This window comes from Bradyrhizobium sp. LB13.1 (assembly GCF_054056815.1).
This window is the reverse complement of sequence record NZ_JBSRYQ010000001.1, coordinates 1,625,622-1,637,834: the sequence shown is the minus strand read 5'-3', so window position 1 is coordinate 1,637,834 and position 12,213 is coordinate 1,625,622. Positions and strand designations below refer to the sequence as shown.

The following is a 12,213-nucleotide window of genomic DNA, read 5'->3' as shown; positions in this document are numbered from 1 at the left end:
GCGCCGTCCTCCCCAGGCCTGAGGCCTCCTTCGCTTCGAGCGGACGTCCTGCACAGCCATGGATAGGGTCGACTGCGTCGTCATCGGAGCCGGCGTGGTCGGGCTCGCGGTGGCTCGAAAGCTGGCGCAAGCCGGGCGCGAGGTGATCGTGCTCGAGGAAGCCGAGGCCATCGGCACCATCACCTCCTCGCGCAACAGCGAGGTGATCCATGCCGGCATCTACTACCGCGCCGGGAGCTGGATGGCGCGCATGTGCGTCGACGGCAAGCACGCGCTCTACCGCTACTGCTCCGAGCGCGGCATCCCGCACAGAAATTGCGGCAAGCTGATCGTCGCGACCAATCCGAAAGAGACCGAGAAGCTGCAATCGATCAAGGCGCATGCCGAAGCCAATGGCGTGCTCGACATGCAGCTGCTCACGGGCGAGGCGGCATGCGCGCTGGAGCCGGCGCTTGCCTGCGATGCCGCGCTGCTGTCCCCGTCGACCGGCATCATCGACAGCCACGCCTACATGCTCTCGCTACGCGGTGAAGCCGAGGACGCGGGTGCGGCCTTCGCGTTTCACACCCCGCTGATCCGCGCCAAGGCGACCGCCGGCGTCATCGAGATCGAAGCGGGCGGCGAAGCGCCGATGACGCTGCAATGCAGCCTCCTCGTCAACGCCGCGGGGCTCTCGGCGACCACGGTAGCGCGCAACATCGACGGCATGCCGCTGGACCGGATTCCGCGGGCCTATCTCGCCAAGGGAAACTACTTCAGCTGCAATGCGATGGCGCCGTTCTCGCGCCTGATCTATCCGGTGCCCGAGCCCGGCGGGCTAGGGGTGCACCTGACGCTGGACATGGCAGGGCAGGCACGCTTCGGCCCTGACGTCGAATGGATCGAGACGATCGACTACGAGGTCGACCCGTCACGCGCCGAGCGCTTCTACCCGGCGATCCGCAAATACTGGCCGACGCTGCCTGACGACGCGCTCATGCCGAGCTATTCGGGCATCCGCCCGAAGATCGTGCCGCCGGCGGTGGCCACGCAGGATTTCTTGATGCAGGGCCCGCGCGATCACGGCGTCGAAGGCCTGGTCAATCTGTTCGGCATCGAGTCGCCCGGATTGACGTCATCGCTCGCGATCGCGGATCACGTCGCCGAACTCGCAGGGCTCGGTCTCGCGCAATGATTGCGCGGCGCGCACCTTGCCGCAAGGATGAGCGCACAGGCTCTCACCCCTGCGTGAAAGGGTACGATCAATTTTACGCTATTACGGGGTTACTAGTGGAGCGTGTCGCCGTGCCTGAGACGCTCGATCTGGTCCTTGACCATCAACTTCCGGCGCTTCAACTCAACAATTTGCAGGTCGTCTGTTGAAAGGTGCACGAGAGCTTCGTGCAGTTCGTTTTCGAGAACTTTGTGCTTCCGCTCCAATTCAACGAGATGTGCCTGAATTGTCATTCGAAACCTCCTCGGTAGTTTGAACCTTTAGGATTCGATCCGGACAAGGAAGTCTACATCACCGATTCGTTCTGTCGATGGGTATCCGTCGTCGCACCGTCATTTTTGAAAATTCATATGTAACGAAGCGTGAGCAAGGGAACCACGCGGGAAAAATCCATGATATCAACGTGCTTGCGCAGCGCCGTCGCAAGCCGCAGAAATATGTCGCGGGAGATCGGCGAGCGACGGTCGCAGATCGCTTGCGATCACGCCGCGCAAGGACGATAATTTCCACAGGGCATCCACAGCCTTAATCTCTCTCACGCCTATCGGTTTTTCGGCCACCGCAAACATGACCAATGAAGACGAGCGCGAACTCGAATCCGAGCTCGCCCGGTTGCACCAGGAACACCGAGATCTCGATGCGGCGATCGATGCACTGCATCAATCGCCCGCCCCCGACCTGTTGCGGTTACAGCGGCTGAAGAAACGCAAGCTGTTGTTGCGCGACCGTATCGCGTTCATCGAAGATCAGATCACGCCGGACATCATCGCCTGATCCACAGGGAATGGCTTTGCGGCGGCCCGCCGCACGTGAATCCGCTTGACTCCAAAGGAACAAAATAAGAACATTTTGGCACCGAGCGCCCCAGGAAAATGCCAAGGAAAACGCAGATGACGGCAACCGCCCTTCTCGACAACAGCCATTATGAACAAGCCTGCGATCAGGCGATCGCCATGTGCGACGGCAATCTGCGCAGCACCATCAAGGCGCTGATCATGGCCAATGAATATCTGGAGGCCGAGCTCGAAGAATTGCGGGCGGCGATTTCCGCCGGCTGCATTCCGGAGTCCTCACGCAGCACGATGCGGAGCAAGAGCAGCGCCGCCTGAGCTGTCAGCTATCGGAGCCGACCATGTCCGATGTCACCTATTACGTAGCATTACCCTTCCTGACCGACGACGACGGATCGCCGGTCGCAGGTGCGGCCGAAGAATGCCAGACCTCGGCGGCCGCGTTACGGCGCGCCGAAATTATGTCGCACAGCGCCGGCCACATCGGCGCGGTCGCGTTCAGCCGCAGCGGCAATCCCATGACCGGCGAATTCGGTGACGCCAAACTGCTCCGCCGCTTCGGCAATGTACCGGAAGACCTCGGCACGCTCTGAAATCAGCTGCTGACGAGCCTGATGCCCGGTTCATGCCGCCGGTGCGCCTTGCGCACATACATGGCGGCATCGGCCTCCTCCAGCGCGCGCGCGGCGTCGGACTGCATGCCAAGCAGGGCGACGCCGGCAGAGGCGCCCGCGCTCACGTGCTGACCGTGGAACACAAAGGACAATTCGTCGATGGCCTCCTCGAAGGCCGCGGCCTTCGCCTTGGCGTCGGTCTCGCTGAGATTCCAGAGCAGCAGCGCGAACTCGTCGCCGCCGAGCCGGCCGACCACGTCCGAGGCGCGGATCTGCCGCGCCAGCGTTGTGGCAATCGCCTTCAGCACCTCGTCGCCGGCGGCATGGCCGAAGGAATCGTTGATCGGCTTCAACCGATCGACGTCGAGCACGATCAGCGCGCCGCTGGCGCGGTAACGCTTCATGTAGGCGACGGCGCGCGCGAGCTCGCGCTCGAAGCCGCGCCGGTTCGGAATCTCGAGCAGGAAGTCGGTGTCGGCGGCGGCTTCGAGTTCCGCGACCCGCCGCAGCGCCCCCTTGAGCTTGCTCCGGAGGTTGCGGATGGCCGTCTTGATGGCCGTCTTGGCACCGTCATCGGCCGACGCTTCGCGCCGCAACGGTTTGATCGAACGCCCGGCCGGGCGCTTGGCCGGGCTTTTGGAGGCAGCTTTGGAGCGGCTGGCGCTGGTCTTCAGGCCCTTTTTGGCCTTCGCAGCGCTCGCCGTTTTTGGTTTCTTCATGGGCATCCTGCTCAATGAAGGCTTGCGGGGATTCACCAAGACAGGATAGTGCATTCGCTTCTCCTTGCCACCGCCTTGCGAGCCGCCGGCCGGAACCGTTAATCTGGCCTATCTTTCTGTTTTTCGAGCACAATTGACGTCATGACCGCGCCGATCGCCGTTATCATGGGAAGCCAGTCGGACTGGGACACGATGCGGCATGCCGCCGACACGCTTGCAGCGCTCGGCGTTGCCGCCGATACCCGCATCGTTTCGGCCCACCGCACCCCCGACCGGCTGTTTGCGTTCGCCAAGGGCGCCAAGGTGGCCGGTTACAAGGTCATCATCGCCGGCGCGGGTGGCGCTGCGCACCTGCCCGGCATGGCGGCGGCGCTGACGGAACTGCCCGTGTTCGGCGTTCCCGTCGAATCCAGGACGCTCAGGGGCATTGATTCGCTCTATTCGATCGTCCAGATGCCTGCGGGCATCCCGGTCGGGACCCTCGCCATCGGCAAGGCCGGCGCCATCAATGCGGCGCTGCTGGCGGCTGCCGTGCTGGCCTTGTCCGACCCGGCCTTGGCCGATCGCTTGGCCGCCTGGCGCAAGGCGCAGACCGAGGCGGTTGCCGAGCGTCCGGAGGACAAGGCGTGACTGACGCAAAGCAGGTGAAGCTGAAGCCCGGCGACACCATCGGCATCCTCGGCGGCGGACAATTGGGGCGGATGCTGGCCATGGCGGCGGCCCGGCTCGGCCTGCGCTGCCAGGTGTTCTCGCCCGATCCGGACTCGCCGGCCTTCGACGTCGTCCTGAACGCGACCTGCGCCGAATATGCCGACGTCGAAGCGCTCGAGCTGTTCGCCAACGACGTCGATGTCATCACCTATGAATTCGAGAACGTGCCGTCCGCGGCCGCGATGGTGCTGGATGCGCGGCGCCCCGTGCTGCCCAACCGCAAGATCCTCGAGACCACCCAGGACCGGCTCGCCGAGAAGGATTTCGTGACGCGGCTCGGCATCGGCACCGCAGCCTATGCCGACGTCACCTCGGTCTCGTCGTTGCGCGAGGCGATCGTCAGGATCGGCCTTCCGGCGGTGCTGAAGACCCGCCGCTTCGGCTATGACGGCAAGGGCCAAGCCATCATCCGCGAGGGCGACGACATCGCGAAAGTGTGGACCAGTCTCGCCACCAAATCGGCGATCCTGGAAGCCTTCGTGCCGTACGAGCGCGAGATTTCCGTGATCACCGCCCGTTCGGCCACAGGTCAGGTCGAGTGTTTTGACGTCACTGAAAACGAGCACCGCGATCACATCCTGAAGATTTCCCGTGCGCCCGCCCGGATCCCGGACGCGCTCGCCGAGGAAGCGCGCAGCATCGCCGGCAAGATCGCGAGCGCGCTCGATTATGTCGGCGTGCTCGCCGTCGAGATGTTCGTGCTCGCCAACGGCACCGGACCGAAGGTGCTGGTCAACGAGATCGCTCCGCGCGTGCACAATTCCGGACACTGGACGCTCGACGGTGCGTCAATTTCGCAGTTCGAGCAGCATATCCGCGCCATTGCCGGCTGGCCCCTAGGCAAGCCCGTGCGCCACGGCGAGGTCGTCACCATGACCAATCTGATCGGCGACGAGATCAAAGACTACGACAAGTGGCTGAGCGTGCCAGGCGCGACCGTGCACATCTACGGCAAGGGCGCGCCGCGCGCCGGCCGCAAGATGGGCCACGTCACCGAAGTGCGACCCACGACCGGCAAGTAACGGGACCGCGGCGCATGCCGCGATCCCGCTTTGCAATTACGCCGTCTTCGCGCCCGCGACGACGCCGGTGGGCTCGTCGCTGAGCCAGCGATAGATCACCCCGCCCAGCGCGCCGCCGATCAGTGGCGCAACCCAGAACAACCAGAGCTGCGCGGTCGCCCAGCCGCCGACGAACAATGCGGGACCCGTGCTGCGCGCCGGGTTCACCGAGGTGTTGGTGACGGGGATGCTGACGAGATGGATCATCACCAGCGCGAGCCCGATCGCCAGCGGCGCAAAGCCCACGGGCGCACGGCCATGGGTGGCGCCCATGATGATGAACAGGAACATCATGGTCATCACCACTTCGGTGAGGAAGCACACGATCATGCTGTACTGGCCGGGCGAATGGGCGTCGTAACCGTTGGACGCGAATCCTTTGCTGACGTCGAAGCCGGGAGCTCCACTTGCGATGACGTAGAGGAGCCACGCGGCCACGATCGCGCCGGCCACCTGCGCGATCACATAGGGCAGGATCTGTCCGGCCGGAAAACGCCCGCCGGCAGCAAGACCGACCGTGACAGCCGGGTTGAGATGGCAGCCGGAGATGTGGCCGATCGCATAGGCCATGGTGACCACGCTCAGCCCGAATGCGAGGGAAACACCGACCAGACCGATACCAACCTGCGGAAAGCCGGCTGCGATCACCGCGCTCCCGCAACCTGCGAATGTGAGCCAAAAGGTGCCGATAGCCTCGGCCGCGTATTTTTTCATATCCATGTGTCGTCCCCTGCTTTCAAGGATTCCGGAACAAGCTCCGGAACGGCCCCGCCCTTGGCGTCAAATCTCCCAAATCAGGGCCGCACAGTGGTATTTTGCCTCATTTGATGGCTGAACTTGGCCCGAAAACGCGGTTGGTCGGTGGACATCCCCAGTTTTGTCTGATACATCCGCGCCCTCAAGGTTAAGGGCTTGCGCGTCTTCGCCATCCCCTTTGACTTACCAGAATTCAAATCCGATCCACTGAAGAGGATGCCGCGTGCAGGTTCTCGTCCGCGATAACAATGTCGATCAAGCCCTCAAGGCGCTGAAGAAGAAGATGCAGCGCGAGGGTATTTTCCGCGAGATGAAGCTCCGCGGTCACTACGAGAAGCCCTCCGAGAAGAAGGCCCGCGAAAAGGCCGAAGCCGTGCGCCGCGCGCGCAAGCTGGCCCGCAAGAAGCTGCAGCGCGAAGGCCTGCTGCCGATGAAGCCGAAGCCGGTGTTCGGCGCTGGCCCCGGCGGTGATCGTGGCGGTCGTGGCGGCCCGGGTGCTGGCGCTGGTGCAAGTGCTGGTCCGCGCGGACCGCGCTGATTTACCTGACCTGAAAAGACTACAGTTTTCGATGACGCGGGCCCCTGGTCCGCGTTATTGTTTTGTGAGCGGTGCCTTTCTGGGACGGGCACTACCGATGCGGCACCGGCGCGAGCGAACCGTAGATGGCCTCTCCTTTCCCCAAGCGCCGCTTGGCGCGGTTCCGCCAGATCTGGCAGCAGCCGCTCGCGCTGGCCTTGACGGGGATTGCACTCTGCGGCTGCTCCTTCGATCTGGGATCGCTGATGCCGGAGAAGGAGAAGCCGCAGGAGGCGCCCAAGACTGCCACGTCGGCTGAGAACGTGGTCAGCGCCAACAACGTCAGCGAAGCCCAGGCCCATACGGCAAAGGCTCAGGGCCTGGCAAAGTCCGGCGAGACGGCGGCCGCGCTCGATGAATTCAATCTCGCGGTCGGGCTCGACCCCTACAATGCGCAGGCGCTCTATGGCCGCGCCCTGATCTACCAAAGCAAAAACCAGCACGACTTCGCGATCGCCGATTTCAGCTCCGCGAGCGGACTCAACCCGCAGAAGGTCGAGCCGCTGCTCGGCCGCGCCATCAGCTATCTCGCCCTCGGCAAGGTCAAGGAAGCTGCGGCCGATCTGGACGAGGCCTCCGAGGCCGACCCGCACAATGCCCAGGTCTGGAGCACACGCGGACAAGCCTATGAACGGCTGGGCGACAGGACCAAGGCGGCGGCGTCCTACACCAAGGCGGTCTCGCTTCGTCCACGCGACGATGCCGCCCGCAGCGGCCTCGCCCGCGTCGGCGGCTGACGATTCTGGCGCAGCGCAGGCCCCGTCTTAATCCGGGGTGTCGCTCTTCGGTAGAACGGAATGGAACATGGACTTGACGCCCGACAGCATGTCGTCGGCGACATTGGTCTTCGGCCGCGGCATGGACGCGCCGGCATCGGCGCGCAGGTCGAGCGGGGGCGCGATCATCGGGACCGGAATATCAGCCGGCGGCGTCAACCGATTTGGGTTTCTCGTTGCCGACCGAGGCCGTGTAGGGCGGGCTCGCCTGCGACGAGCCACCATTGCCATAGGCCTCGGGTGCGGGCGTCGTCGAGACCGTGATCGGGGGCGGCAACGGCCGTACCATCGACGGGTCCATGGGGATAATACGCGGGGCTTCCGGGGTGCGGGCGGCTTCCCGCACGGCAGGCTCCTGGGTCCTCTCGACCGACTTGGTTTCGGAAGACTTGGTCTCGGAAGACTTGGTCTCGGAAGATTTAGTTTCGGAAGGCTTGGTCTCGAAGGACTTGGCCTCAATCGCTTTGCCCTCAGGCGACTTGCGCAGGCGCTCGATCGCAGCGCGCACAAGATCGTTGGCATCGGCGGTTGCAGCCGGAGCGGCAGCAGCCGGCGCCGAATTGGCCTCCACCACCGGGGCGGAGGGAGCGGGTGCCGTGACAGCCGGGTTGGACTTGGCGACCGCCTTCTCGCGCGCGGACGTCTTACCGCGCGGGGCGGGCTCGGCCGGCGCTACGTCCGCAGTCGCCTTCTCAGTGGTCTTCTCAGTCGTCTTGGGCTCAGCGCCCGGCTGCTCGGCAGTCTTCTCGGCCGCCGGCTTGTCCGTCACGCCCTTCTCGGAGATGCCCTTGGCTTTGACGCCGTGCGCCGGGAGGTTGGCCACATCGGCGGGCTTGCCGTTCTTGCCGGCCTCGGCAGGCGCCATCACGGCCGCAGGGGCATCCGCCGCCGGCTTGGCGTTGATGTAGTGATTAACGATGTATGCCCCGATGATCGTTGCGAGCACCGAGGGGAAGATGTCCATCGAGATTTTAGCGACGTATTTCAGCATTCCGGCCACTCCCCGCGCGATCTGATGCGGGAACTTTGAGGCATAGTGAGGGATCAACTGCGACGGATCAATGGCAAAGAAGTACGCCGGACTTACGGCTTCAGCTCGATCTCAAGGAACACGATCTCGGTTGCAGTTTCGTTAAGCACGTCGTGTTGGACGCCCGCCTTGCGAAAGTAGGATTTTCCAGCCGCAAGCTGCGCCTTGGACCGCTCGTCATTTGGCGCCACGATGGTCATTTCCCCCGCGACGATGGGAACAATGACGTAGTCCATGCCGTGGGTGTGATGCCCGGTGGCGCTGTTTGGAGCGAGCCGCCACTCCGTCACCCGAACCTGCTCATTGTCGACCTGAACCTCGGACTTGGCGGCAAGCATCGGAACTCTCCTGGGGCATGATCCCGAAAACCGGTTCAGGGCACGAAAACCATGAACACGTAGACGGCAAATACCACCATATGGACCAGCCCGAACAGAACATTGGTCCTACCCGTACCGAAGGTCAGCATACTCAGGAAGAAGGTCAGGAGCAAAAGGACGCTGCCCTGGGCGCTGAGACCGAGCTTGAGTTCCTTGTCGAGCGCATAGGTAGCGACACCGACGGCCGGGAAGGTCAGCCCGATGGTGGCCAGCGACGAGCCCAGCGCGAGGTTGATGCTCTTCTGGAGGTCGTTCTTGCGGGCCGCCGAGACGGCCGCGACGCCTTCCGGCAGCAGGATCAAAAGCGCGACCAGAAGTCCGGCAAAGGCAGGCGGCGCACCGATCCTGGCCGCAACGGCGTCGACCACCAGCGAGAATTTCTTGGACAGCAGCACGACCGCCAGCAGCGCAATCAGCAGCAGCACGACGCTGAGCACCAAGGTCCGGCCCGACAGATGCGCCTCGCCGATCCTGCCATCCTCCCGTTCGTGAACGAAGTAATCCTTGTGCAGCACGGTCTGGGTGTAGAGAAACACCCCATACAGCGCGAGCGTAACCACGTCGACGAAGCCGAGTTGAATCGCCGAATAGACCGGGCCCGGCGTGGTGGTCGTGTAGTTCGGCATGATCAGGGTGATGGTCGCGAGCGCGAACAGCACGCTGAGATAGACGTTGGCGCCGGAGAGCTGAAAGCCCTGCTCACGATAGCGCAGGCCGCCGATGAAGATGCAGAGCCCGACAAGGCCGTTGCAGACGATCATGACCACGGCGAACACGGTGTCGCGCGCCAGTTCGGGGGCAGGCTTGTCGCCCAGCATGATCGTGGTGATCAGCGCCACCTCGATGATGGTCACCGAGAGAGTCAGCACCAGCGTGCCATAGGGTTCGCCGACCCGTTCGGCGATCACTTCGGCATGATGAACCGCGGCAAAGACGGTGCCGAACAGGATGACGAGGAGCACGATGGCGAAGAAGAGCCCGCCAACCGACAGCGTGAACACATAGCCCGTCGCGCTGACGGCTGCATACAACAGCACGGCCAGGGCCGGAAAGATCCAGGCCGACCGGGGCATCGGACTATGCGCGCTCATCTATCGGCTCCAACTGCTTCGCGCACGATCCGGAAAAATGTATCGCGGCTTTCCGAAAGGATCATGCTCAAACGAAAAGCCCAGGGTGCGACGATATTCATCGCACCTTGGGCGAGCAGTGGCAAATCGGTCGGCAGATTCAAAGCAAGTGCAGGATCGGCGCGAGCGGCAGCAGCGTCAGCAGCAGGAACAGCGGGATCAGCACCGCGCTGGCACGCACGAAATAACCGAAGAAGCTCGGCATCGCGATGCCGTTCTCGCTGGCGATGCTGCTCACCATGAAGTTCGGCGCATTGCCGATATAGGTGAGCGCGCCCATGTAGACCGCGCCCATGGAGATGGACGCAAGCGTGCCCGACAGCTCATGCATCAGCACCTGCGGCTCGCCGCCGGCGAGTTCAAAGAACAACAGATAGGTCGGCGCATTATCGAGGAACGCCGACATCAGGCCGGTGAACCAGAAATAGGCAACCTCGCGCGGCGTGCCGTCCGGCGCCGTCACGGCCGACAACAGCCAGGCGAAGGCACCGTGATGGCCGGCATTGAGCATGGCGATGACCGGGATGATCGCGACAAAAATGCCGGCGAACAGTTTTGCGACTTCGCGAATCGGCTCCCAAGTGAAGCCGTTGGCTTGCCTGTGCTCGTCCGGCGTCAACCACACCGACAGGGCCGCTATCGCCAGCAGCGCCGCGTTGCGGGCGATGTCTTCCAGCTCCAGCCTGGTTCCGAGAATGTCGAAGGCAATGCCGGGCTTCCACATTGCCGAGGCCAGCAGGCTCGCGACGATGGCTGCGATCAGCACCAGGTTGACGAGACCGCGGATGCGGACCGGCTTCGCGGCGCCGGCGTCGCCGGGCAAGGGTTCGCTGCGGAAGCGCCAGACGTCGATGGCAACGAAAATCGCGAGCAGCAGTCCGGCAACGATCGCCGTCTGTAGCCAAATGGTCCGCGTGGTCCAGAAGAAGTCGACGCCATGCAGGAAGCCGACGAACAGCGGGGGATCGCCGAGCGGGCTCAGCGCGCCGCCGACATTGGCAACCAGGATGATGAAAAAGATGACGACATGGACGTTGTGGCGCCGCGGCCGGTTGGCGCGGATCAAAGGCCGGATCAGGATCATGGCTGCCCCCGTGGTGCCGACGACGCTCGCCATCAGCGTGCCGAGCGCGAGGATGCCGGCATTCGCCGCCGGCGTCGCCTTGATGTCGCCCCTGACGAGAACGCCCCCGGCCACGACATAGAGCGAGAACAGCAGCACGATGAAACCGAGATATTCGGCGAGCATGGCGTGGACGAGTGCCGCCAGCGCCGCCATGCTCCCGCCCAAGATGACGAGCGAGGCGAGTGCCAGCAGCGACCAGGCCGCGGCGATCTTGCCGTAATGATGGTGCCAAAACCGTGCAAACAGCAGCGGGCCGAGCGCGATCGACAGCAGGAGGCCGCAAAAGGGCAGCGCATAGGGCCAGCGCATCGCCGCGCCGTCGAGCCCGGTCGCCGCCCATGCGTGCTGCGGCAACAACACGACCAGGATCGCGGCGATGAACCCGCTCCCGCACCGAACAACAAGCCGTCTAGGAAGCAATGAAGCGCCTCGCCGTTTCGATCGCACCGAAAGCATCGAGATTATCGTGTCCGCCGCCCGCAAAGCGAACGAACTGCTTCGGTTCATGCGCGAGCGCGAACAGACGCTCTCCGAACACGATCGAAATGGCAAGGTCATTGGTGCCATGCATCACCAATAGCGGCACAGTGACGCGCGGGATGCGCTCATCGGAATGAAATGGATCTCGCATCAGCAGGCGCACCGGAACGAACCAGAATGATGAAGCAGCAATGTCGACCGTCGACGTATAGGGAGCTTCCAGGATGAGTTTTCCAACCCGATGCTGCGAGGCGATCGCGACCGCCACGCCGGTCCCGAGCGAAAAGCCCCAGCCGACGATTCGTTCCGCCGCATAGCGTGCAGTGGTGAAGGCGTAGGCGGCCGCTGCATCCTGCAGCAGGCCCTCCTCGCTCGGCGCACCGCTCGAGCCGGCATAGCCGCGATAGGACAGCGCGACGAGACCGGTGCCGTCCGCCGTCATGGCCTTGAAGCGGCTGACGCGACCGGCGAGATAATCGCCGTTGCCCGGGAAATACAGGATCACGGGGCGGCCGGGCCTCGCCGGCACGTGCCAGACGATGACCTTCTCGCCATCGGAGGTGGTCAGGACGTGCTCTTCAGCCTCGGGCAAGCCTGCGGCATCCGGCGCGGTGCGACCGACGGGCGGGATCGGAAACAGCATCTCGCGCTGCCTGACATACAGCACGAGGACACAGCCGAGATAAACGGCCGCGAACAGGATGGCGATCCACTTGACGATGGTCATGATGACGCGGCCCCGTCCCCGTTCAGGACTTTGCGACAGCTCCGCAGCAATTTCATGACATCGGGCTGGAGGCTCGCCGGAACGTCGCGGCAACCACAACGTCGCCTTGTGAGCGGCGTGCC

The 12,213-nt window shown here is 63.9% G+C and carries 15 protein-coding genes and 1 pseudogene; 8 read left to right on the top strand and 8 right to left on the bottom strand.

All coding sequences use genetic code 11. The features are described 5' to 3' along the window. Window positions 1-58: 58 nt before the first annotated feature. The gene (locus ACVWYI_RS07675; RefSeq protein ID WP_247343154.1) at window positions 59-1,174 is read left to right on the top strand and encodes an NAD(P)/FAD-dependent oxidoreductase; all 1,116 of its coding nucleotides are present in this window, start codon (window positions 59-61) and stop codon (window positions 1,172-1,174) included. Between the two features lie 92 nt (window positions 1,175-1,266). Here ACVWYI_RS07675 and ACVWYI_RS07670 read toward each other — a convergent pair whose 3' ends face one another. After that, entirely contained in the window at window positions 1,267-1,446 is a 180-nt protein-coding gene (locus ACVWYI_RS07670; RefSeq protein WP_247343151.1) for a YdcH family protein, read from the bottom strand. 334 nt (window positions 1,447-1,780) lie between these two features. Here ACVWYI_RS07670 and ACVWYI_RS07665 point away from each other — a divergent pair, with 334 nt between their 5' ends. The 3 genes from ACVWYI_RS07665 to ACVWYI_RS07655 all read left to right on the top strand — a co-directional run bounded on the left by ACVWYI_RS07665 (window position 1,781) and on the right by ACVWYI_RS07655 (window position 2,597). Next, window positions 1,781-1,987 (top strand): YdcH family protein, encoded by a 207-nt coding sequence (locus ACVWYI_RS07665; protein ID WP_247343148.1) that lies wholly within the window; start codon window positions 1,781-1,783, stop codon window positions 1,985-1,987. A 116-nt stretch (window positions 1,988-2,103) separates the two neighbouring features. After that, window positions 2,104-2,322, top strand: coding sequence for a hypothetical protein (locus ACVWYI_RS07660; protein WP_247343144.1), 219 nt, complete (start codon window positions 2,104-2,106; stop codon window positions 2,320-2,322). A 23-nt stretch (window positions 2,323-2,345) separates the two neighbouring features. After that, window positions 2,346-2,597: a hypothetical protein gene (locus tag ACVWYI_RS07655; RefSeq protein WP_247343141.1), complete on the top strand. Its 252-nt coding sequence runs from the start codon at window positions 2,346-2,348 to the stop codon at window positions 2,595-2,597. 2 nt (window positions 2,598-2,599) lie between these two features. On the opposite strand, the gene ACVWYI_RS07650 is transcribed toward ACVWYI_RS07655, so the two are convergent. Beyond that, on the bottom strand, window positions 2,600-3,337 hold the full coding sequence (locus ACVWYI_RS07650) for a GGDEF domain-containing protein (protein ID WP_247343138.1): 738 nt from the start codon (window positions 3,335-3,337) through the stop codon (window positions 2,600-2,602). 141 nt (window positions 3,338-3,478) lie between these two features. On the opposite strand from ACVWYI_RS07650, the gene purE reads away from it, so the two are divergent. Together purE and ACVWYI_RS07640 are read left to right on the top strand one after the other, a co-directional pair. Next, window positions 3,479-3,967: a 5-(carboxyamino)imidazole ribonucleotide mutase gene (purE, locus tag ACVWYI_RS07645; RefSeq protein ID WP_247343133.1), complete on the top strand. Its 489-nt coding sequence runs from the start codon at window positions 3,479-3,481 to the stop codon at window positions 3,965-3,967. Further along, a complete protein-coding gene (locus ACVWYI_RS07640; protein WP_247343130.1) occupies window positions 3,964-5,070 on the top strand; it encodes a 5-(carboxyamino)imidazole ribonucleotide synthase in 1,107 nt (368 codons plus the stop codon). Before purE ends, ACVWYI_RS07640 begins: the two co-directional genes overlap by 4 nt. Window positions 5,071-5,106: 36 nt before the next feature. Here ACVWYI_RS07640 and aqpZ read toward each other — a convergent pair whose 3' ends face one another. Beyond that, window positions 5,107-5,829, bottom strand: a complete 723-nt coding sequence (gene aqpZ, locus ACVWYI_RS07635; protein ID WP_247343127.1) for an aquaporin Z — start codon at window positions 5,827-5,829, stop codon at window positions 5,107-5,109. A 259-nt stretch (window positions 5,830-6,088) separates the two neighbouring features. On the opposite strand from aqpZ, the gene rpsU reads away from it, so the two are divergent. Together rpsU and ACVWYI_RS07625 are read left to right on the top strand one after the other, a co-directional pair. After that, the gene (gene rpsU / locus ACVWYI_RS07630) at window positions 6,089-6,403 is read left to right on the top strand and encodes a 30S ribosomal protein S21 (protein ID WP_007614218.1); all 315 of its coding nucleotides are present in this window, start codon (window positions 6,089-6,091) and stop codon (window positions 6,401-6,403) included. Window positions 6,404-6,528: 125 nt separating this feature from the next. After that, entirely contained in the window at window positions 6,529-7,179 is a 651-nt protein-coding gene (locus ACVWYI_RS07625) for a tetratricopeptide repeat protein (RefSeq protein ID WP_247343125.1), read from the top strand. A 27-nt stretch (window positions 7,180-7,206) separates the two neighbouring features. Here ACVWYI_RS07625 and ACVWYI_RS07620 read toward each other — a convergent pair. The 5 genes and pseudogenes from ACVWYI_RS07620 to ACVWYI_RS07600 all read right to left on the bottom strand — a co-directional run bounded on the left by ACVWYI_RS07620 (window position 7,207) and on the right by ACVWYI_RS07600 (window position 12,091). Further along, window positions 7,207-8,209, bottom strand: a pseudogene (locus tag ACVWYI_RS07620) (hypothetical protein). Window positions 8,210-8,301: 92 nt separating this feature from the next. After that, complete coding sequence (locus ACVWYI_RS07615) at window positions 8,302-8,586, bottom strand: cupin domain-containing protein (protein ID WP_247343119.1); 285 nt, start codon at window positions 8,584-8,586, stop codon at window positions 8,302-8,304. A gap of 35 nt (window positions 8,587-8,621) precedes the next feature. After that, window positions 8,622-9,719: a calcium:proton antiporter gene (locus tag ACVWYI_RS07610; protein WP_247447505.1), complete on the bottom strand. Its 1,098-nt coding sequence runs from the start codon at window positions 9,717-9,719 to the stop codon at window positions 8,622-8,624. A 139-nt stretch (window positions 9,720-9,858) separates the two neighbouring features. Beyond that, window positions 9,859-11,340, bottom strand: coding sequence for a sodium:proton antiporter (locus tag ACVWYI_RS07605; RefSeq protein WP_247343112.1), 1,482 nt, complete (start codon window positions 11,338-11,340; stop codon window positions 9,859-9,861). Then, complete coding sequence (locus ACVWYI_RS07600; protein ID WP_247343110.1) at window positions 11,294-12,091, bottom strand: alpha/beta hydrolase; 798 nt, start codon at window positions 12,089-12,091, stop codon at window positions 11,294-11,296. The genes ACVWYI_RS07605 and ACVWYI_RS07600 overlap by 47 nt, the downstream gene beginning before the upstream one ends. Window positions 12,092-12,213 lie beyond the last annotated feature (122 nt).